A 21,593-nucleotide genomic window follows, 5' to 3' on the forward strand; every position below is an offset into this window, starting at 1 on the left:
TTTGGAATTTCGAAAAAACTATTCCGGCAGGGATTCGGCGAGGAGCTGCGCCACGTCTGCTGGATTCGAATGGGTGAGCATCCCCTGGTTGAATTCGATTTCGAAACCCAGATACTCCGAATCCTTGTACTGCTTGCGAAGTGCGGTCGCGTGTCCGTCGGTCTTGCCAAGGTACGGGTAGTTAAAACGGACGCGCAGTTCCGGGAAGTAGGTTTCCAGGTTTTTCTTGAGAGCCTTGGCGTAGGCGGCTTCCTTTTTGCGGGAAGGGTCGTACAGAATGCCGATGTCCGCATTGCGCACCTTACCATCGAGTTCCGGGGTAAAGCTATGGATGGAAAGGTGAATGATTTGGGAAGGATTCTTTTTGGAAAGCTCCGCCTTGACCGCACCGAGAAAAGCGTCGCGGAAACCGTCCCAGTAGCCTTCCATGCGTTGCTTTTCCACATCGGTCGCCTGTTCGGTGAATTCCGAGTAACGGTGGTTCTTGTTGCTGTTGCGGTTCAGGTCGATCGCAAGGCGGGTATAGGCGCCCTGGATTGCGTACGAGGTACGGAGGATTTTTGCGAGTTCCCAAAAAACGTCTCCGGCACCGATGTCGTAACCGCGGTGCGTTTTTAAGACAGCTTTTGCTTCCTTGCTTTTGAAGTGAGCCTTCAAAAATTCTGGAACGGCGTTCGAAGCGTGTTCACTACTCAAGAAAAGGACGGATTTTTTCTGCATAGCCTATATTATAGAAATTCGTACGCTTCACTCCAGCGAAATAATATTTATTTTTTAGCTAGATCATACGGGAGCTGGTGTGTACCGGCTGAGAGGAAGTTTTTAACTTCGACCGCACCTGATTTGGATAATGCCAACGGAGGTACTATGATAAAAGTAAACGGTGTCGATATCGATACGGATGGAAAATCCTTTGCGGGAAAATCCATCGCCGAATATCTTTCAACCACAAATTTTGATTCGAAACGGATTGCCGTTGAAAAAAACGGTGAAATCGTTCCTAAGGCAAAGTACGCAGAAACGCTCCTCGCGGATGGCGACACCTTGGAAGTGGTCAGCTTTGTAGGAGGCGGCTGATGTCGAACCTCCCTTCTAAAGAAGAAATGTTCCGGGCTCTAGTCGAACGACAGGGCTTAGAAAATGTGCAAAAGTTGCAGGCGGCGACGGTGGCGGTTTGCGGCCTTGGCGGTCTAGGTTCGAATGTGGCGATTGCGCTTGCTCGCGCTGGAGTGGGGAAGCTCATTTTGGTCGACTGCGATACGGTGGATGTCACGAATTTGCACCGTCAGCAGTATAAGGCGTGCCAGGTGGGGATGCCCAAAACGGACGCTCTTTCCCAGAATCTGAAAGAGATCGCGCCTTACATTCAAATAGAAACGCATTTTGTCCGCATGACCGAAGAAAGCACGCTCGCCCTGGTCGACCGTGCAGATGTTGTCTGCGAAGCCTTTGACAAAGCCGAAGCGAAGGCGATGCTTGTGAACACGGTCCTCGAAAAAAATCCTGGACAGGTTCTGGTTGCCGCATCGGGAATGGCGGGCTTTGATTCGGCGAATACCATCTTGACCCGAAAGGTCATGAAAAACTTTTACCTGTGCGGAGACGGCACAAGCGACGTGAATCAGGGCATTGGACTGATAGCCCCGCGCGTGATGGCTTGTGCAGCGCATGAGGCTTTGACAATTATCCGCATTCTTTGCGGAATGGAAAATAAAATCGCAAAGAAGGAATGTGAAAATGGAAAATGATAAACTGGTGATTGGCGGTCATGCATTCGGATCCCGCTTTATTCTAGGTTCCGGCAAATATTCTTTGAAGCTTATCGAAGCGGCGGTGCAGTATGCGGGTGCAGAAATCATCACGTGTGCGGTGCGTCGCGCAAATACCAAGGAACATGAAAATATCCTCGATTACATTCCGAAGAGTGCAACTCTTTTGCCGAATACTTCGGGTGCGCGAAATGCGGAAGAAGCGGTGCGTATTGCACGCCTTGCCCGTGAACTCGGCTGCGGTGATTTTGTAAAAATCGAAATCATGCGCGACTCCAAATATCTTTTGCCGGATAACTATGAAACGGTGAAGGCTACGGAAGTCCTTGCGAAGGAAGGCTTTGTCGTAATGCCGTACATGTATCCGGATCTGAATGTGGCGCGTGATCTGGTGAATGCAGGCGCTGCTGCTGTGATGCCGCTTGCGTCGCCGATCGGTTCGAACCGGGGTCTTGCGACGAAGGATTTCATCCAGATTTTGATTGACGAAATTGAACTCCCGATTATTGTGGATGCTGGCATCGGTAAGCCGTCTGAAGCATGCGCCGCCATGGAAATGGGCGCAGCCGCCATTATGGCGAATACGGCTCTTGCCACAGCGGGCGATTTGCCTCGTATGGCCGCTGCCTTTAAGTCTGCAATCGAAGCTGGTAGAAACGCTTACCTTGCTGGCCTTGGCCGCGTGCTTTCCCGTGGAGCAAGTTCCAGCGACCCGCTCACAGGATTCCTCCGCGACTAAGGACTTTTATATGAATCGTTTTGCTTCCGCTATTTTCGTTCTTACCGTCGCGGCTGCGGCTTATGCGACTACTTGTCTCGATGCATATCGCTACGCTGATATGGGTGTTCATAGTTACATTCAAGTGTACGATGCGTATGTAGATAGCTCGTATCAATATTGGGCCGATGATGACTTCGTAATGTCAAAATATGAGTACGAGAATGGAGCAATATCTAAGATTACCAGGAATGATTCAGGTAAAGAAGTTGCTCAACAAATCAATATTTTTAATGATGATTCAAAGTTAAGCGGAACCGGAGAAGAATTCTACTATCAGAAAAGTATCAACGGGGATACGATTTCGGTTTTATTCAAAATATTTGAAGATGGAAAGGAAATCGTTTACGACCTGGGAAAATATTTTACTTCGGGTAGTATCAGCTATTCCAAAGAGTATAGGGAAAAGTATTGTGAAGAAGGGTCTTGCTATTCGGAGCTTAATGTTTACACGTATATAAGCAACGACACTTTGTATGATATTGTGGTTCAATCTTATGAAGATGGCTATTTGGACACAACACAGCATGAAATTGTGATTCTAGATTCTCAAGATTCCTTAAAATGTTCTGAGTGGTATTATGATGATGAAGATAGGGAATTCTACGAACACACAAAAATAGAAGTCATTGATGATGAAGGTGGATTTGTTGTTGTTTCTACGCGATTACACGATGGGTATTTAAGAAAAGATTTTATGCGTTATGTGAATGGTAAAGTTCCTGAAAATGAGGGCGTAACTCATGTTGGACGTCGCGCCATTGTAAATCCTACACCTAGTAAAATGTTTATGCGAGATCTTAAAGGTCGTAAGCAGAACAAACGCGTACCTTATCACGTTATCTTTTAAGTGGTTGAATTTTTATGTCTGAAAAAGAATATCACGACGAACGTTTTTTGATAGATTCCGAAGCCCTGTCTCCAGCTGTGCTCGAACGCAAACATCGTTTGGAAAAGGACCCGAATTCCCGAACCAATTTTATGGAATACATGAAGGGAATGGAAGTTCTCAAGTCCGATATTTACGGACGTGTGATGGGCCATGTTGATACTTATGATTATTCCAAGTACACGGCTGCCGATGTGCGCCGAGCCTTGGAACATGACACTTGCTCGATCGAAGACTTTAAGGCTCTTCTTTCTCCGGCAGCGGCTCCGTATTTGGAAAAAATGGCGCAGAAGGCAAAACTCGAAACGAGCAAGCACTTTGGCAATACGGTCTATTTCTTTACGCCGCTCTACATCGCCAACTACTGCGAAAACTACTGCGTCTATTGCGGCTTCAACTGCTACAACAAAATCAAACGCGTCCAGCTTTCCATGGAGCAGATCGAGCGCGAAATGAAAATCATCGCCGACAGCGGCATGGAAGAAGTGCTGATCCTTACCGGCGAAAGCCGTGCCAAGAGCAGCGTGGAATACATCGGCGATGCCTGCAAGATTGCTCACAAGTACTTCCGCATGGTTGGCGTTGAAGTCTATCCGATGAACACGGACGAGTACAAGTACCTGCATGAATGCGGCGTTGACTACGTTACCGTTTTCCAGGAAACTTACGACAAGGTCCGCTACGAACAGCTTCACTTGCTTGGCCACAAGCGCGTGTACCCGTACCGCTTTGACTCTCAGGAACGCGCCCTCATGGGTGGAATGCGCGGTTGCGGATTCTCCGCTTTGCTCGGCCTTTCCGATTTCAGAAAGGACGCCTTGGCGAGCGCTTTGCACGTTTACTATTTGCAAAAGAAGTATCCGCATGCGGAAATGAGCCTTTCCTGCCCAAGACTTCGCCCGATTGTGAACAACGACAAGATCAATCCGTTAGATGTTCACGAACGTGAACTTTGCCAGATCCTCTGTGCATACCGTATCTTTTTGCCGTTTGTCGGCATCACCGTTTCGAGTCGCGAAAGCAAGGAATTCCGCAATGGCATCGTCAAAATCTGTGCCACGAAGATTTCCGCAGGCGTCTCCACGGGCATCGGCGATCACGAAAGCAAGTACAAGATGGATTCCTGCAATCCGCGTACAACCGAAGAAAACGCCGCGAAGGCGGCTGCCCAAAAAGGCGAAGCCGTTCCAACAGAATCGGCTAATGATGGGGAAGGCGATGAACAGTTTGAAATCAACGATTCTCGCAGCTTCGGAACGATGTATAAGGATATCAGTAACGAAGGCTTGCAGCCGGTTCTCAACGATTACCTTTATGTGTAGTGTTCAAGTTGAATTTGGAACCATTGAGTTGCAATATTGAAAAAGATTTTTTTAGCGTGATGGAAAACGCTCGAGAAATTTTGCTTGGAAAAGACTAAAATTGTTAGTTTTGCACTATGAAAAATCTGGATACGACTCTTTATTTTGTGACCGACAGCACGGTGGTGCCGGAAGAACTTTTTTTGCCTTCTGTGGAGGCGGCTTGCAAGGGCGGAGTTTCCATGATCCAGCTCCGCGAAAAAAAATCTTCCACTCGAGAGTATTTGCAGTTGGCGGAAAAGGTCCACGCGATTACCAAACGCTTTCAAATTCCGCTGATTATTGATGACCGTGTCGATGTCGCGCTTGCCATCGATGCAGAAGGCGTTCATGTGGGGCAGTCGGATATGCCGGTTGCAATCGCCCGTAAACTGATGGGACCGGATAAAATTGTCGGGGCAACGACCAAAACGGTTCCGCAGGCTTTGGAAGCTTACCAGGCTGGAGCGGATTACCTCGGAGTCGGAGCGATTTACCCGACGACGACTAAAGTCGTGACGATTCTCACGAGCGTCGATACGTTGAAGGAAATTGTAAAAGCGGTTCCGATCCATGTGAATGCAATCGGCGGACTGAACAAGGAAAATATCCAGGTGTTGCAGGGAACCGGAATTTCGGGCATCTGCGCTGTCTCTGCCATACAAAAAGCAGCCGACCCGGAGGTGGCTGCTCGAGAACTCAAGGCTGCGTTCCTTGCGTTGTAATTACATGTAAAGCGTATTTGTCGCAAGCGAGTGGGCGAGTTTCGCATACTCCTGCACAAAGGCTTTTTGGCTCGGCTTTTCGCCGAGCTTTTTCACGAGCACAGTCGCGAGCGTTCCGCGGTTCAGAATCTTTTCAAGGACCGTCTGGGATTCTGCGGAAATATCCGAATGCACTTTTTGAAGGATGGCTTTTAAAAGGTCCTTCGCCTGCATTTCGGAAGTTTCCATTCCAAAGATTTTCAGATAATCGGCATCCTGAATCAGAGCTTCTTCCGCATCCTTGACGGTCGCAAAAAGAATCTTGACGAGCTTGTCCGTGTCGAATGCTTTTTGCACTTCGAGAGAGGCAAACGTTCCCTTCGCAAATCCCTTGAGAATAGCCATTTCAAATTCCGCAAGGGCGACGTCCGCCTTGGGGCATTCCTGAATGTCCACCAGTCGAATTTCCACCGCTCCACGGTCAAAGCGTGCAATAGCTCCGCGGCTGTTCAAGAAGAAATGATTCAGCAGATGATCCGTATCGTACGGCGCAATATCACGTTTGACGACTTCAAAGATTTTTTCGTTGTAATCCGCTTCGGTAAAGATCGCTTCCGGAATCACCTTGCCGGTAATGCTAGGAATTTTTTCCTGATTGTGACGGTACGTTTCAATGCGAGCATCCTTGTAGCCTGTGTAACGGCTATCGAGATAAGGACTCGACGCGGCAAATGCCGGAATCAGCGGCAAGAGCAGTCGAATCGCCGCGTGAAGCTTCCCGAATTCTTCATCGCCGCAGAACGAAATATTCAAATGCGTGGACTGCAAATTGGCCCAGCCGTGACCGCGGCAGTCAAAGATGCGATCGTACGCTTCGTAGATCTCGTTGCAGTCATACGGCCAAAGCGTTGTTTCTGTCATCGGATCCATAAACGGATGCGCTGCGGTCGGCAAAAGCTCTGCGTCGATCTTTGAAAGCGTTTCGTTCGCCGCAAGGATTTCCTGGTGGAATCGATCGCTCCAACCGGCAAAACTGTTCGCCGGTTCTGCACACTTGAATTCAAGAACGTGGGAAACGAGTTCGTTCGAAAGCCCGACGTCACCGTGTTGCAAGTCCGAACGGTTTTCGCCGTTTTCGTCTTTGCCGAGAACCGCATCGACGCGGGGCAGAACTTTGCCGGTTTCTTTAGAAACGATCATATATTCGAGTTCAAGCCCGAACCGATCGAAGAGATGCCAAGGAGAATTGCTCATAAGATGTAAGAATCGATTCCGTGATGTTGCAGCAAACGTTGCTGTGCCGAGTTCATGCGTTCTTCGATGCGGCGGCGCAGGGAGTGCATGATCGTGAGATAGACCTTTTCTCCGCCGATTTGGTCTTCGATGTTGTCATCGATGCTCGGGTTGTCATTGACTTCAATCACCATCGGTTTGCCGTTGACTTCTTTGAGGTCGACGCCATACAGACCGTTGCCAATGAGGGAGGCAACGCGAAGGGCCGCCTTGATGATGCCGTGGGGAACTTCGTCAAGAGGCACGCAGTCAAAGAGGCCGCAGATGTCGTCTTCGTTTTTGGAGTTCCAGTTGTAAATCTGCCAATGGTCCTTGGCCATGTAATAACGGCAAGCGTAGAACGGTCTGCCGTCGAGAATGCCGATTCTCCAGTCGAATTTCGTCGGGGTGAATTCCTGGGCAATGATCAGGTCGCTGCTTTCGAACATCTTGTCGAGATTCGCCTGTAGTTCCTTTTCATCCTTGACTTTGACGACGCCCATGGAGAAACTCGAATCCGGAGCTTTCAAAATCATCGGAAAACCGATTTGCTTGGAAAGCTCGTGGCGGTTTTCGGAATGGGCGATAATCGTATGTGGCGCGGGAATCTTTCCGACCGTCATCAGTTCCTGCAGGTAAACCTTGTTCGAACAGCGGAGAATGCTGTCCGGGTCGTCGATTACGGCGATTCCCTGGGACTGTGCACGGCGTGCGAATGCGTACGTGTGATGGTTCACATTGGTCGTTTCGCGGATAAAGAGTGCATCGAATTCGCCGACGCGGTGGTAATCTTTTTTGGTGATGAGCTCGACGCGGAAACCCGTTTTTTCGGCGGCGGCGATAAACTTTTGAATCGCTTTCGCATTGGACGGCGGTTCCTTTTCTTCCGGGTTGACGAGGATTGCGAGGTCGTAGAGATAGTCGTCCGTGTGAGCCGATGAAAAGCGGTTCTTGTCGAAGTATTCCTTAGCGAACTGGTCCACCATTTCCAAATGGGAATCCGGAATTTCGTTCACGCAGATCGGGCGGATACTCTGAATAAACCATTTCTGTTTAAACACAAAGTGCGCACGCAGAAGCGGAGCCTGGAACTGTCGGTAAAGCTCCTGTGAAAGTTCTAGATATTGCGGGCTCACGTTCTGACCGAAGTAAATCGACAGGGTGAATTCCGAGCCGGTAAGCTTGTGCAGACTTTTCTGGATCAAGTCGTCGATTTCTTCTGAGATGTTCTTGACAACAGCAGGTGCTTTGAAATCACGAATGCTTTTGACGTTCGGAATGACTTTGTGACCACGGGCTTCGGCGAGCAGGGATACGTAGTAGCCTTTGCTTTGGTAGCTGTAGTCTTTGCACAGGTTGAAGACGCGCACGTTTCGCATCTTCGTGAATTCTGTATTTGTCAAGTAATCCTTGGCAGATACGACCTGCACTTCAGAAACGTGAAACTTCCAGTTCTTCGGATTGTTGACAACGATGAGTTTTTTCATTTCTTTTTTGGTTGTACGGCAAGTATTAAGCTGTCGTAAGTGAGAATACCTAAGAGAATACTATGTACGAGTCGATTACGTTCAACTGCGTAATAGTGATCATGGGCAATTGGATTTGTACAGTCCGGATCAGCAATTAAGAATTTCTTCTCTTCGTTTTCACCGTAGACGACAACAAAGTGACCCATCGGGTCGCCGTGGATATCATCAAAAACGGACATGTTGTCCGAGTTCGTATATTCCCGTTTGCTCTGATACAGAAAAGTAGTAGAAACGCCCGCAATCAGGGGAACGTTCTTTTTGAAATAGCGGTCGAAAAGCCCCGGTTTGAAGTCTTTGAGGCTTACGATTCCGCCCAATTCAATAAATCGGAGATACGCCTTGATGGCGACGCGGAGCTTGGCACGATGCTTGGCCGCATATTCCTGCCGCAGCTTGTCGGCAAGCGCTTCCATAGATAAATTAACCCACGTGGGATCAAAGATCTCTAGGTTGACAGAATGGATGGTTGCATCGAATCCGCGCTTTAAGGCGTCGAGGCCGAGAAAGACTCCTAGGGTTCCGCCTCCTTCGAGCATCTCAATCTCGCTGATCAGCCGATGGAGGGAAATCTGGTAACCGTAGTGATGGTAGATCGCGTGCAGGCTTGTAGGCCCGCACGTCACGTCATCCGGTTGTGGAAGAATCTTGACATTCATGATTCACCCGGATTTTGAATTCTTTTTTACGAGAAGAAACCTTTGATCTTTTCAATCAGGCTTTCGTCCTTCGCATTGTCCTTGTCTTTGCGAAGTTCCGCTAGCTGCTTGTAAAGGTCCTTTTCCTTCGAAGAAAGATCGGTCGGAATGGCCGCATTCACTTCGACGAAGAGGTTTCCACGCGCACCACGTCCGTTCAGCGGAGGAAGTCCCTGTTCCTTCAGACGGAACACGGCTCCCGGCTGCGTACCGGCTGAAACCTTGATCGAAACTTCGCCACCGTCGAGAGTCGGAATGCGAAGGTTTCCGCCCAAGACGAGCTTGTAAACAGGAACGTCGATGGTGCAGTGCAGGTCATCGCCTTCACGCGTGTAAAAGTCGTTCTTCTTTTCGGCGATGACGACGAGCAAATCGCCCGCAGCGCCGCCGCGAGGACCGCAATGGCCTTCGCCGCGCAAGTTCAAATACTGGCCTTCCGAAACGCCGACCGGAATCTTGATCGAAATCGTTTCTTCTTCGAGAACGCGACCTTCGCCGTGGCAAATAGAACACGGCTTGCCGATCACTTCGCCGAGACCGTTACAGTCCGGGCAAGTCGTTTCGCTCACCATTTGGAAGAACGAACGCGTCACGCGGCGTACACGGCCTGTACCGTGGCAAGTAGGGCATTCCTTCACATTAGAACCGCCCTTGCCGTTACATTCCGTACAAGGCGCATAACGCTTTAGGCGGACCTTCTTCGTCGTACCGGTGAGAATTTCTTTATACGAGAGAGCGATCTTGATTTGCAGATCCTGTCCACGCGGAGGACCTTGACGACCACGGGAAGACGAATGGAATCCGCCGAAGCCACCGCCGAAGATGTCGCCGAACTGGCTGAAGATATCTTCGAAGTTGCTGAAACCGCCGCTGAAGCCGCCTGCGCCTGGACCGCCTGCGCCCGGCATGTTAAAGCCGAACTGGTCGTATTGGGCGCGCTTCTTTGAATCGGAGAGCACTTCGTAAGCTTCAGCAGCTTCCTTGAACTTTTCTTCTGCTTCCTTGTTGCCCGGGTTCTTGTCCGGGTGATATTTAATGGCGAGTTTTTTGTACGCGTGCTTGATGTCGTCGGCGCTTGCATCTTTGGAAACGCCTAGGACTTCGTAGTAATCTCTTTTCTCTGCCATGATCCAAATCTCTCTTAAAAAGTCAGATTAAAATTTCGTGTTCAAAATTACAAAAAAAAGGATTCCCCCCCCGAGGAGGGGAAAATCCTATAGGTTATCTAACCAAGGAGAATACCGGATTACTTCTTGTCGTCGTCGACTACGGTGTAGTCAGCGTCGATTGGACCGTCCTTGCCGTTGTCCTGTTTCGGTTCGGCGTGCGGTTCTGCAGAAGCACCAGCGTTCGGAGCGCCCTGGGCAGCACCAGCCATGGAGCTGATCATGCTCTGGAGCTTGTTCACGGCGGCGTCAATTTCTTCCTTCGAGCCGTTGTCCTTCTTGGACTTGATTTCGTCGATGGCGGCCTGGAGCTGACTCTTCGTGTCAGCCGGAATCTTGTCGCCATTATCCTTCATCATCTTTTCGGCCTGATAGACAACCTGTTCAGCCTTGTTCTTGGCTTCTTCGCGTTCGCGGTCAGCCTTATCCTTTTCTGCGTTTGCTTCGGCGTCCTTCTTCATACGTTCGATTTCGTCTTCGGAAAGGCCACTGGAGGTCGTAATCTTGATGGACTGTTCCTTGCCGGTTTCCTTGTCCTTAGCGCTCACGTGCACAATGCCGTTTGCGTCGATGTCGAAGGTGACTTCGATCTGTGGCACGCCACGCGGCTTCGGGCTGATACCCGTCAAGTCGAAGTGGCCGAGGGTGCGGTTGTCGCGAGCGTAAGTACGTTCACCCTGAAGAACGTGAATCGTCACAGCGGACTGGTTATCTTCTGCGGTCGAGAACACCTGGCTCTTCTTGGTCGGAATCGTCGTGTTGCGGTCGATGAGCTTCGTCATCACGCCGCCGAGGGTTTCGATACCGAGGGAAAGCGGGGTCACGTCGAGGAGAAGGACGTCCTTCACGGAAGAGTCACCGGAAAGAACTGCACCTTGGACAGCTGCGCCGATCGCGACAACTTCGTCCGGGTTCACGCCCTTGTTCGGTTCCTTGCCGAAGAATTCCTTCACCTTCGCCTGGACTGCCGGGATACGGGTAGAACCGCCGACGAGGAGAACTTCGTCGATGTCGGAAAGGCTAAGGCCAGAGTCTGCCAAGCACTTCTTGCACGGTTCAATCGTACGTTCGACAAGTTCAGCGGTGAGCTGGTCGAACTTGGCGCGGCTGAGGGTCAGGTCCAAATGCTTCGGACCGGTAGCGTCTGCCGTAATGAACGGAAGGTTAATGTTCGTGGAAGTGGTGGCGGAAAGGTCGATCTTCGCCTTTTCTGCCGCATCCTTCAAACGTTGGAGAGCCATCTTGTCGCTCTTCAGGTCGATGGAGGGATTTTCCTTCTTGAATTCGTCGTTGATCCAGTCGATGATGACTTCGTCGAAGTTGTCACCGCCGAGCATGGTATCACCGTTCGTAGCCTTCACGGAGAACATACCGTCGTCGATTTCGAGGATCGAGATATCGAATGTACCACCGCCGAGATCATACACGGCAACCTTTTCGCTCTTCTTGGAGTCAAGGCCGTAGGCGAGGGCAGCAGCCGTCGGTTCGTTCACAATGCGGAGAACGTCGAGACCGGCGATCTTGCCTGCATCCTTCGTTGCCTGACGCTGGGAGTCGCTGAAGTAAGCCGGAACCGTAATCACAGCCTGTGTCACCGGCTGGCCGAGGTAATCTTCAGCGGTCTTTTTCATGGACTGAAGAACCATGGCGGAAATTTCCGGAGGTGCGAATTCCTTGTCGCCGATCTTCACGCGGACAAGATCGTTGCCCGAACCGATGAGTTTGTACGGCATGTGCTTTTCTGCATCGGAGCATTCGCCGGCATGACGGCCCATGAAACGCTTGATGGAGTAAATCGTGTTTTCAGGATTGGTAATTGCCTGACGCTTTGCGACGTGGCCGACGAGGCGTTCGCCGTTCTTGCCGAATGCAACGATAGACGGGGTGGTGCGGAAACCTTCCGGGTTTGCGATCACGACCGGCTTACCGCCTTCCATCACGGCGACGCAACTGTTCGTTGTACCGAGGTCAATACCGATAATCTTGCTCATAACTGTAATCTCCTTAAACTTTTTTATTTCCGACCTAGTTTTAGCAAAATGCGTGCCAAACTCGTCAGATGCTTAAATTTGTTGAATTTCGCGGGCTTCTCACACCCTGTGTTTCATTTTGAAGCAGAACCGGACGAAACGATTACCTTGGCGGTCTTCAAAAGCTTGTTCTTGAGCTTGTAACCTTTCTGGAAAACCTGCACCACGTGGGATTCCGGAACGGTATCCGATGGCTGGTTCATCAGGGCTTCTTGTTCGTTCGGGTCAAATTCCTGGCCGACCGGGTCGATTTGCACGAGGCCAGCGTCCGTGAGGATTTTATAGAACTGGTCGTGGATCATCTGGATGCCCTTGGAGAATGCGTCAAAGTCTTTCTGTTGGTTGTTTTCCGGAGCCGCGGCGCGTTCGAAGTTGTCGAGTACTTCGGAAAGCTTTTCGAGGAGTTTTCCGTTTGCGGTTTCGATCAAATCGAGCTGTTCCTTGGCGGTGCGGCGGCGGAAATTGTCGAATTCCGCCATCAAACGGACGAACTTATCTGCTGCAGCATTTGCCTGTTCCTTCAGCGCGGCATTTTCTGCCTGGAGCTTCTGAAGTTCTGCGTCCTTTGGATCGATTGGCTGAGCTTCTTCTGCCTTTGCTTCTTCGGCGGCTTTTTCTTCTGCTGCCGGAGCTTCTTCCGGCTTAATGCCGGCAATCTCTTCTGCCTGCTTCAGAATGTCGTCGTTTGCTGCGGATTCCTGTGGGTTCTTTTCCTGTTCTTCTGCCATGATTTTATTTAAGCCTTTATGTTAAAAATCGTTTTGTAAAAGTTCGCATTTCTAAATGCAAAATCCATGCCAAAGCGAAAAATGGGGGATTTGAAGCGTTTTGAATCTTTAGGTGTTTCGTTTTGAAACGAAAAAGACCGTGCGTTAGCACGGTCTTTCAAAGTCTTGAGCTTTGGAACGATTACATCATGCCGCCCATGCCTGCACCCATCTGCGGTGCGGCAATCGGCTTGTCTTCCTTCTTTTCCACGATCACGCAGTCCGTAGAGAGGAGCATGGAAGCGATGGAAGAAGCGTTCTTCAAAGCGGTCTTCGTGACCTTCGCCGGGTCAATGACGCCAGCCTTGATCAGGTCTTCATAAGCGTCGGTCTTGGCGTTGTAGCCGTAGCCGTCCTTGCCTTCCTTGACCTTGTTCACGATCACGGAGTCTTCGAGACCAGCGTTCTTCACAATCTGACGGAGCGGTTCTTCGATAGCGCGACGGATAATCTTTGCGCCAGTTGCTTCGTCTGTGTTTTCGAACTTGAGTTCGTCGATAGCGCTTGCAGCGCGAATGAAGGCAACGCCGCCACCCGGAACAATGCCTTCTTCGACAGCAGCACGGGTTGCGTGCATAGCGTCGTCGACTCGGTCCTTCTTTTCCTTCATTTCAACTTCGGTAGCAGCACCGACCTTGATCACAGCCACGCCGCCAGCGAGCTTTGCCAAGCGTTCCTGGAGTTTTTCACGGTCGTAGTCGCTCGTCGTCGTTTCGATCTGTTTCTTAATCTGGTTCACGCGAGCCTTGATAGCGTCGGCGTTGCCAGCACCTTCGACGATCGTCGTGTTGTCCTTCGTAATGGTGACAGACTTTGCACGGCCGAGGACGGTAATCGGAGCATCTTCAAGCTTTGCACCGGTTTCTTCGGAAACGAGTGCGCCGCCGGTGAGGATTGCGATATCCTGGAGCATTGCCTTACGACGGTCACCGAAACCCGGAGCCTTCACGGCAGCGACCTTCAAGGTGCCACGGATCTTGTTCACAACGAGGGTTGCGAGAGCTTCGCCATCGACGTCTTCGGCGACGATGAGGAGAGCCTTGCCCTGCTTAGCGACCTGTTCAAGGATCGGGAGCAAGTCTTTCATGGAGCTGATCTTCTTGTCGTAGAGCAAGATGAACGGATCTTCGAGGTTGACTTCCATCGTGTCCGTGTTCGTTGCGAAGTACGGAGAGAGGTAGCCGCGGTCGAACTGCATACCTTCGACGACGTCGAGGGTGGTTTCGGCGGTCTTGGATTCTTCGAGAGTAATCACGCCGTCCTTGCCGACCTTTTCCATCGCGTTAGCGAGAAGTTCGCCGATTTCTGCGTCGTTGTTAGCGGAAATCGTAGCGACCTGGGCGATGTGTTCCTTGCCGTTGATCTTCACAGCCATCTTGGCGAGCTTTTCGATCACAGCGTCAACTGCCTTGTCCATGCCGCGCTTGATGTCCATCGGGTTTGCGCCGGCTGCGACGTTCTTGAGGCCTTCACGGGTGATAGCCTGGGCGAGAACGGTTGCGGTGGTCGTACCGTCACCAGCGGCGTCGTTCGTCTTGCTGGCGACTTCCTTCGCCATCTGAGCGCCGAGGTTTTCAAACGCGTCTTCGAGTTCGATTTCCTTGGCAACGGAAACGCCGTCCTTCGTCACGGTCGGAGCGCCGTATGCCTTGCCGACCATCACATTGCGACCCTTGGGGCCGAGAGTGACCTTCACAGCATTTGCGAGCTGGTCTACGCCCTTCATCAACTTTTCACGTGCTGCAACATCAAACTTCAATTGCTTAGCCATTTTGTAAATCTCCTAATTCTTGAAATATTTTGAGGTCTGTCCGTGTATTAGAGGATTGCGAAAATATCGCTTTCACGAACGATCAGATATTCTTTGCCATCGACGGTCACTTCCGTACCGCTGTACTTGCCATAAAGAACCTTATCGCCGACCTTGACGTCCATGGCGATAGCCTTGCCATTTTCGTCCTTCTTGCCCGGACCAGCGGCGATAACGGTGCCCTGCATCGGCTTTTCTTTAGCGTTATCAGGAATGTAAAGTCCGCTGACGGTCTTATCTTCTGCCGGAGCCGGTTCAATGAGAACTCTGTCTGCAAGTGGCTTAATCATAGTGGGTGTACCTCTTTGTTGAAATGTTTCTCAGCTTTCGCTGCCTTTGTTCAGTCAAGGACTATGCAAGAATCGTGCCAAAGCATAAAACGGGATTTTTTAGGGCTTTTTGGGGATATTTTGGGAAAAGTGTTTCACGGAATGTTTCAAAATGAAACAAAAAGCAAAATGGCGAAAAATGAAACGAAAACGGCGTTCCTTTTCTATATTTGCCGCAAAACAACGAGGTCATGATGAGCTATCAGTCTAAAGCAGAAGAAAATTTCCAGAATCTTTCCAAGAATCCGTATCCGGGTCGCGGAATCGTTCTCGGCACGTCTCCGGATGGAAAGTCCTTTGTTCAGGTCTACTGGATCATGGGCCGCAGCGTCAATAGCCGCAACCGTGTTTTCGAACTGGAAGATACGGGCTTTGTGAAGACCAAAGCTTTTGATGAAAGCAAGCTCACCGACCCGCATCTCATCATTTACTATCCGGCTCGCCACCTGCCGAATTCCCACATCATCACGAACGGCGACCAGACGGACACGATTTTTGACGGCATCCGCTTGGGCGGTTCTTTCGAAAGCGCTCTCGCCACCCGTGAATACGAAGATGATGCTCCGAACTTCACCCCGCGCATTTCCGGCGTCACGTACCGTTCCGCAAGTCCGTATGTGTACCAGCTTTCGGTCCTCAAGTCCGAAGACAATTCCGAAGATGCAGGCTGCATTCGCGAAACGTTCAGCTATGAAAAGGCTCTTCCGGGCCTTGGCCACTTCGTCTCGACCTATGTGACGAATGGCAGCCCGATTCCGTCTTTCGCAGGCGTTCCGCAGTGGATGCCGATTTTTGACACCGCAGAAAAGACTCTGGATGCTTATTGGAAGGCTCTCGACGCAGACAATAAGGTTTCTTTGCTTGTGAAGTGGATTGACCGCGACACGTTCGCCGCGAAGACTTTGATTGTGAACAAGCTAGGCTAAGCCTTTTAGTGAACACGGCTAAACGCGCCTTTTGAAGATGCCCGAAAGTTGGTGACGACTTTCGGGTTTTCTATTTGAATGAAAAACAAAGACTTTAGGGGAGAATGCGTGTATCAGATTTCCACGTTGAACGCATTACCGCTGGGTTATACCCGAAAGGTCGTTACCGTTGCGGACCTTTTGGCGCATGGCGATACGGGCCTTGGTACTTTTGAAAATCTGGATGGGGAAATGATCGTTTCGACGGGAGTGCCTTTTGCATCGGTTGGATGGTTGAAAGGCTTTGGTCTGAACAGCATGCACATTGTGCGAATCGACTGTTTCTTTGAAAAGGTGGATGCCCGTTCGGAAAACGGTCTAAGAACCCAGCACGTGGAACTGAAAGAGCTGCTCGGGATGAATCAAAAAGCCTTTACTTTTGAAAGAAACTTACTCCCTGAACAAGGCGTCCTAGAAGGACATCAAGCAGGTGGAGCAGGGAAAGGGTTAATTTACTTTTTTAACGCTGAAAGAAATTCCTGAAGGCGGGCATCCTTGGGGTGGTCGAAAATTTCTTCCGGAGAACCGTCTTCCTTGATGATTCCATCCGAGAAGAAGAGCACGCGATTGGCGACTTCTTTGGCGAAATTCATTTCGTGGGTTACGACGAGCATGGTCATGCCGGATAGGGCGAGTTCCTTCATGATTTTGAGAACTTCTCCGACCATTTCCGGATCGAGCGCGCTTGTGGGCTCGTCGAACAGGAGCACTTCTGGATTCATGGCAAGAGCGCGTGCGATTGCGATGCGCTGCTGCTGTCCACCGGAAAGTTGTGCCGGATAATGATCGGCCCTGTCGGAAAGTCCTACGCGCGCTAAAAGTTCGCGAGCTTTTGTTTCGGCTTCGGCTTTGGAGAGGAGACCGAGCTTTGCCGGGGCAAACTGGATGTTTTTGAGGGCGGTCATGTTCTTGAACAGGTTGAACTGTTGGAAGACCATTCCTACGCGCTTTCGGATGTCCGGCTTAGAAGTCTTTTTTTGAAGAATGCTTTCTCCGTCAAGGAGAATGTCGCCACTTGTCGGATTTTCGAGAAGATTCAGCTGGCGTAAAAAAGTGGATTTTCCACAACCTGAAGGCCCGATGATTGCAATGACATCGCCTTTGTGAACATCCAAGGAGACGTTCTTGAGAATCTGCTTTTCGCCATAAGCTTTGCAGAGATTCTTGACCTGAATCAAAATTTCACTATTAGCGTTCATTTTTCTTCATCCTCTTTTCAAGCTTAGAGACGACGGTAGAAAGGCCCGCAACGAGTACAAAATAAATTGCGGCGACGGCAAGAAGCGGGAGCATGGCTTCGTATGTCATGCTGCGGATAATGTCTCCGCCACGGGTTAGGTCGGTGAGACCAATGTAGCCGACAATCGAAGTTTCCTTGATGAGGGAAACGAATTCGTTTGTCAGGGCGGGCATGGAATTTTTAAAGGCTTGCGGATAGACGATGTAGAAGAGGACTGTGCGGAATCGGAGACCGAGGCTGCGACCCGCTTCGATTTGCCCAGGATCCACACCCTTGATGCCGCTGCGGATAATTTCGGAAACGTAGGCTCCGGAATTCAAGCCGAATGCGATGATGGCGACAAGAATCTTGTTGATGTTGACGGATGAAAATACGACATAGTAAATGATCAAAAGTTGGACCATCATCGGGGTTCCGCGAATGACGGCGAGATAAACTTTGCCGATGGCGTTAGGAATTTTGTAACGTCCGTTGTATTCGTTGTTCACGCGGAACATGGCGATGAGGAAGCCGATGACAATGCCAAGAAGGGCTGCGAAGAAGGAAATGAGGAGCGTGTTTCCGAGGCCTTGGACGATAAATTTCCAACGGGCATCCTTGATGAAATTCTTGTAAAAGTGTTCGGAGAAACTTTCTTCAAGCTCGTCGTTTTTTTCTCCGCGGACGATGACGACGATTTTGGAAAGCGTGTAATTGTCTGTAAAATGGATGGATTTTTTGCGTTCTTCGGTCACGGAGAATCCGGCAAAACCCATGTCGGCCTTGCCTGAGGAAACGGCGTTGATGATCGCGTCGAATTCAATATCCTGGATTTCAAGGGTGCGCCCGAGGAAATCGGCGATATAATAGCAGATGTCGATGTCTAAACCGATGATTTGGTTGCCTGCGTGATATTCGTATGGAGGAAATTGCGCGTTGGTCGCGAGAACGAGCTTCGGACCGTTCTGGACTTTTGGCGTGTAACGGAATTCGCTTGTGCGGTTGATGTATCGGTTGAATAGGGAATCGTAAATTCCGTTCGCCTTCATCTCTCGGATGGCGAGGTTGACGCTGTCGAGAAGGCTTTTATTTTCCTTGGCGATGACTCCGGCGTAGAATTCTTCGACAAAAACTTCGTCGAGGATGCGAAGCGATGGGTTTTGCTTGACAAAAGCCTTTGCCGGTTCGTCGTCGCTCATAACGGCATCGATTTTTCCTTGACGGAGAGCCTGGATCGCATCGGCGAGTTTGGTATAGCGTTCCACATCGATCTTGGCAGTGTCTCCTCCGAAGTCCGATGCATAGATGTCGGCGGTGTTGCCGATCTGGACGCCTACTTTTTTGTGGCCTAGGTCTTGGATGGAAAAAACGCGGTTCTGGAGGGCGTTTTGGGAATTTTCGCAGGCGGTGATGGCGAGCGAGATAAACAAACTTGTAAGGAATAGAAGTGTGTTCCGGATCATCTGTTTCGATTTGTTTAATGGGTTCTGCTTTAAATTTAGTTTATATTTAACAGAGATTTTTTGAAAAAGTGGGTTTATGAAGGAAATGAGCGTTATTCTAAGCGTGTAATTCAAAATCCTGTGAGGCGAAAATGAAATTGCGCAAAATTCTTTTGGGTATCTCGGTCCTTCTCGCGATGGGAAGTGTGAGCTATGCGGCAACGGCAAGCGAAACCGTTGACAAGGCTGCCGCCGGAACCGAAAAAGGCATTAAAAAGGGTGCTGCCGGAACTGAAAAAGGTGTCAAGAAAGGTGCCGCCGGTGCTGAAAAAGGTGTCAAAAAAGGGGCTGCCGGAGCCGAAAAGGGAATCACGAAGGCGGCAGAAGGCACCGAAAAAGGTTTGACCAAGGCTGCGAACGCGGTTTCGAATTTTTTCAAGTAATCAAGCTTATTCGTATTCTAAAAGTCCAGAGGGAATCCTTTGGGCTTTTTGGAACTTTTCTCTTTTTAACACGACTTTAACACGTTTTTTGCCCATAAAAAGGCTTTCTTTTTCCATCTCAGAATATTTTAATTCTAAAAAGGAGATGGGCTGTGAAAAAGGTCTTGATTTCTACGGCGATGGTCGTGTTAGGATTCGGTTCTGCGTTTTCGCAAACTTGGAGTCCGGTTTGTGAAGCGAAAGGGCATACGCTGATCGCTTCGTCGGATCATTTTGAAATTTGCAAAAAGGCGACTTTTGACGACGGGACTGCGAACAATGTAAGCGTATCATTAAGCGATGCAGAGACCGCCTTGAAAACGCTTGAATATATTTTTTCCGTTTACCATGATTCCTTAAAATGGATGCTTCCGCAGCCAAGCTCTGCCAATCTGAAGTGCAAGAGCGTTGCTTATATTTTTGAAAATTCAAAAATGGGAGCTTTATATGGTGGGTCGAATTCGGAAGCCTGCCTGAATGGAGAATGCTCCCCGGGGCTTTGGCTTGGAAACGGCGCCTTATCGGATACCTGGGGGCTTGCGCATGAATATGCGCATGGCATGCAGGGCGTGGCAGGATGGATGGGGAATAATTCCCACACGGGCTGGATTGCGGAATCCCATGCAAACTGGATGGCGCATCAGGTTTACCCGACAGATGCGCATTACTGTTCCGAGGCTCTGATCAATTTTCCGTACCTGTATTACGGTTCTACCCGAGACCGCTACTGCAACTGGCAATTTATGGAGCATTTGAAGGAAGAATTCGGGGGTGGCTATGCTGGCGCCATGGAATTCAATCGGATCTGGATGGAATCGGTGGGGGACGACGGAACGGAAGCGCGTATGTTGCAGACTCCGTTCACCGCAATGATGATGGTGTATGGCTGGAGCCTCGATTCTCTAAACAAACAGTTTGGAAAGTTTGCCATGAAAAATGCGACCCTTGAATATGCGCCGGCAAAGAAGGCTCTTTATCAAAAAACTTGGGGCGATTATGAATTCGAAACACGCCGTGCGACAGGTTGGGGGGACATTTATCGCAGACATCCCCGTGTGACCATGATGAATCGCTTGGATTCGGCAAATAATCGCTATATCTCCCCAAGTTATTGGGCTCCGCAGCGTTTGGGATACAATTTGGTGCGCATTTATCCGGATTCAACAGGAAAGGTGACGGTAAAATTCCGTGGCATTGTACAGCATGAAAAAGTGGTCAGCGGCTATACCTGCTTTGGCGATAATACGGATTACTACGACAAAGTTTATCATTGGTGCAATTATTCGCCGGATACGATTCCCGAAGCGGCGAGCCAGTGGGCTTTTGGACTTGTTGCCGAAGGCTCGGACGGATCGCCGCGTTACAGCGAAATGAAGCTCGATACGGCGGGAAATATTTCGATTGAGGTGCAGAATTCTGATAAGGCGCTTTGGCTTTCCGTAACCGCGGCTCCTTCGAAAATGCATACGATCCTTTGGGACCAGTTCTATTACAGCATTTATCGATACCCTTATATGATTGAAGTGGAAAACGGTAAACCGGAAGGATTCCAGGAGAACGCCTGGGTTCCGAGTAGTACTGCGAATTATTCCAGACATTCCAATGGAGGTGGCTGGGTTAGCAATAGCGCAAGCGTGGCTTCGACGGTTTATGTGGGCCCGAATGCCGTGGTAAACGGCGGAAATATCAGCGGCAATGTGCGGATAGAAGACTTTGCCGTGGTGAATGGTGGAACGATTAGCGGAAGTGCGGTCCTTCGTGGACGTGCTTTGGTTACCGGAGGAACGATTTCCGATAATGTAATCCTAGAAGATGACGCTTGGCTTATCAGTGGAAAAATATCCGAAAATGCGAAAGTCGGCGCCTTGTCGATGATCGTCAACAGTACTATTGGAGGGAGTGCAGAAATCTACGGCGTGATGTGGGCTGTTGCCGATAAGACGGTGAACGGAACGGCTCAGCTTCGTGGTGATTTGGAAAATAATTTTACGTCGACGATTTCGAAAGGCGTGTTTTATGGCGTGGTCGATGATGGTATGCTGACCTTGGACAATTACGGAGCGAACCGTACGGAAGCGGTTCCCGAAGTGACGGCAAGTATTGAAAATGCGGCTTGGTATGAAATTGAAGACGACAAGACTTCGGTCAAGGATCGGACCCCTGTGGCGGAAAAGCTTTCGGCGGTGAAAATCGGAGAAACTCTAGTGGTGAAGCTCCCGACAGGCTCCAAGATGCTTTATGTAACGGATTTTCGCGGTAAAGTTCTGAAAAGCCAAAAGGTGGATTCTCGTTCGGTGAATGTGGAAATTCGAGATTTTGCGAAGGGAAATTACATCTTGATGGTGAAATCGTCCGAGGGACTCCATAATGTCCGCTTTACAAGGTAAAAACGGGATTTTTCTGAAGT

21 protein-coding genes are annotated in these 21,593 nt (G+C 49.9%); 10 read left to right on the forward strand and 11 right to left on the reverse strand.

Going from position 1 to position 21,593, the window contains the following annotated elements; all coding sequences use genetic code 11:
- Positions 1–18 precede the first annotated feature (18 nt).
- Positions 19–720, reverse strand: a complete 702-nt coding sequence (locus BGX16_RS13185) for an N-formylglutamate amidohydrolase (RefSeq protein WP_100426464.1) — start codon at positions 718–720, stop codon at positions 19–21.
- 147 nt (positions 721–867) lie between these two features.
- On the opposite strand from BGX16_RS13185, the gene thiS reads away from it, so the two are divergent.
- The 6 genes from thiS (at position 868) to thiE (ending at position 5,501) form a co-directional block, all read left to right on the forward strand.
- On the forward strand, positions 868–1,077 hold the full coding sequence (gene thiS / locus BGX16_RS13190) for a sulfur carrier protein ThiS (RefSeq protein WP_157798059.1): 210 nt from the start codon (positions 868–870) through the stop codon (positions 1,075–1,077).
- On the forward strand, positions 1,077–1,748 hold the full coding sequence (gene thiF / locus BGX16_RS13195) for a thiamine biosynthesis protein ThiF (protein ID WP_100426466.1): 672 nt from the start codon (positions 1,077–1,079) through the stop codon (positions 1,746–1,748). The genes thiS and thiF overlap by 1 nt, the downstream gene beginning before the upstream one ends.
- Positions 1,738–2,508, forward strand: coding sequence for a thiazole synthase (locus tag BGX16_RS13200; protein WP_100426467.1), 771 nt, complete (start codon positions 1,738–1,740; stop codon positions 2,506–2,508). The genes thiF and BGX16_RS13200 overlap by 11 nt, the downstream gene beginning before the upstream one ends.
- Positions 2,509–2,518: 10 nt before the next feature.
- Positions 2,519–3,397 (forward strand): hypothetical protein, encoded by an 879-nt coding sequence (locus BGX16_RS13205; RefSeq protein ID WP_100426468.1) that lies wholly within the window; start codon positions 2,519–2,521, stop codon positions 3,395–3,397.
- Positions 3,398–3,411: 14 nt separating this feature from the next.
- A complete protein-coding gene (thiH, locus tag BGX16_RS13210) occupies positions 3,412–4,758 on the forward strand; it encodes a 2-iminoacetate synthase ThiH (protein WP_100426469.1) in 1,347 nt (448 codons plus the stop codon).
- Between the two features lie 116 nt (positions 4,759–4,874).
- Positions 4,875–5,501, forward strand: a complete 627-nt coding sequence (thiE, locus tag BGX16_RS13215) for a thiamine phosphate synthase (RefSeq protein WP_100426470.1) — start codon at positions 4,875–4,877, stop codon at positions 5,499–5,501.
- Here thiE and BGX16_RS13220 read toward each other — a convergent pair whose 3' ends face one another.
- The 8 genes from BGX16_RS13220 to groES all read right to left on the reverse strand — a co-directional run bounded on the left by BGX16_RS13220 (position 5,502) and on the right by groES (position 15,039).
- Positions 5,502–6,734: a glutamate-cysteine ligase family protein gene (locus BGX16_RS13220; RefSeq protein ID WP_100426471.1), complete on the reverse strand. Its 1,233-nt coding sequence runs from the start codon at positions 6,732–6,734 to the stop codon at positions 5,502–5,504. It lies immediately after the preceding gene.
- The gene (locus BGX16_RS13225) at positions 6,731–8,239 is read right to left on the reverse strand and encodes a RimK family protein (RefSeq protein WP_100426472.1); all 1,509 of its coding nucleotides are present in this window, start codon (positions 8,237–8,239) and stop codon (positions 6,731–6,733) included. Before BGX16_RS13225 ends, BGX16_RS13220 begins: the two co-directional genes overlap by 4 nt.
- Positions 8,236–8,937 (reverse strand): type II toxin-antitoxin system CcdA family antitoxin, encoded by a 702-nt coding sequence (locus BGX16_RS13230; protein ID WP_100426473.1) that lies wholly within the window; start codon positions 8,935–8,937, stop codon positions 8,236–8,238. The genes BGX16_RS13225 and BGX16_RS13230 overlap by 4 nt, the downstream gene beginning before the upstream one ends.
- Positions 8,938–8,963: 26 nt before the next feature.
- The gene (gene dnaJ, locus BGX16_RS13235; RefSeq protein WP_100426474.1) at positions 8,964–10,103 is read right to left on the reverse strand and encodes a molecular chaperone DnaJ; all 1,140 of its coding nucleotides are present in this window, start codon (positions 10,101–10,103) and stop codon (positions 8,964–8,966) included.
- Between the two features lie 119 nt (positions 10,104–10,222).
- Positions 10,223–12,133, reverse strand: a complete 1,911-nt coding sequence (gene dnaK / locus BGX16_RS13240) for a molecular chaperone DnaK (RefSeq protein WP_100426475.1) — start codon at positions 12,131–12,133, stop codon at positions 10,223–10,225.
- Between the two features lie 113 nt (positions 12,134–12,246).
- Positions 12,247–12,900, reverse strand: a complete 654-nt coding sequence (locus BGX16_RS13245) for a nucleotide exchange factor GrpE (protein WP_100426476.1) — start codon at positions 12,898–12,900, stop codon at positions 12,247–12,249.
- Positions 12,901–13,081: 181 nt separating this feature from the next.
- On the reverse strand, positions 13,082–14,710 hold the full coding sequence (gene groL, locus BGX16_RS13250; RefSeq protein WP_100426477.1) for a chaperonin GroEL: 1,629 nt from the start codon (positions 14,708–14,710) through the stop codon (positions 13,082–13,084).
- A 47-nt stretch (positions 14,711–14,757) separates the two neighbouring features.
- Positions 14,758–15,039: a co-chaperone GroES gene (groES, locus tag BGX16_RS13255; protein ID WP_100426478.1), complete on the reverse strand. Its 282-nt coding sequence runs from the start codon at positions 15,037–15,039 to the stop codon at positions 14,758–14,760.
- A 230-nt stretch (positions 15,040–15,269) separates the two neighbouring features.
- Between groES and BGX16_RS13260 the strand changes: the two genes are divergently transcribed.
- Together BGX16_RS13260 and BGX16_RS15055 are read left to right on the forward strand one after the other, a co-directional pair.
- The gene (locus BGX16_RS13260) at positions 15,270–16,004 is read left to right on the forward strand and encodes an IMP cyclohydrolase (protein WP_100426479.1); all 735 of its coding nucleotides are present in this window, start codon (positions 15,270–15,272) and stop codon (positions 16,002–16,004) included.
- Positions 16,005–16,082: 78 nt separating this feature from the next.
- Complete coding sequence (locus tag BGX16_RS15055; protein ID WP_100426480.1) at positions 16,083–16,526, forward strand: acetolactate decarboxylase; 444 nt, start codon at positions 16,083–16,085, stop codon at positions 16,524–16,526.
- Here BGX16_RS15055 and BGX16_RS13270 read toward each other — a convergent pair.
- Positions 16,496–17,242, reverse strand: a complete 747-nt coding sequence (locus tag BGX16_RS13270; RefSeq protein WP_100426481.1) for an amino acid ABC transporter ATP-binding protein — start codon at positions 17,240–17,242, stop codon at positions 16,496–16,498. The two genes, BGX16_RS15055 and BGX16_RS13270, sit on opposite strands and share 31 nt — an antisense overlap.
- Complete coding sequence (locus BGX16_RS13275) at positions 17,232–18,725, reverse strand: ABC transporter substrate-binding protein/permease (RefSeq protein ID WP_100426482.1); 1,494 nt, start codon at positions 18,723–18,725, stop codon at positions 17,232–17,234. The genes BGX16_RS13270 and BGX16_RS13275 overlap by 11 nt, the downstream gene beginning before the upstream one ends.
- 131 nt (positions 18,726–18,856) lie before the next feature.
- Between BGX16_RS13275 and BGX16_RS13280 the strand changes: the two genes are divergently transcribed.
- Together BGX16_RS13280 and BGX16_RS13285 are read left to right on the forward strand one after the other, a co-directional pair.
- Entirely contained in the window at positions 18,857–19,147 is a 291-nt protein-coding gene (locus tag BGX16_RS13280) for a hypothetical protein (protein ID WP_100426483.1), read from the forward strand.
- 152 nt (positions 19,148–19,299) lie between these two features.
- The gene (locus BGX16_RS13285) at positions 19,300–21,573 is read left to right on the forward strand and encodes a DUF6055 domain-containing protein (protein WP_157798060.1); all 2,274 of its coding nucleotides are present in this window, start codon (positions 19,300–19,302) and stop codon (positions 21,571–21,573) included.
- The last annotated feature ends 20 nt before the right edge of the window (positions 21,574–21,593 follow it).

This window comes from Hallerella succinigenes (assembly GCF_002797675.1).
GTDB lineage: Bacteria > Fibrobacterota > Fibrobacteria > Fibrobacterales > Fibrobacteraceae > Hallerella > Hallerella succinigenes.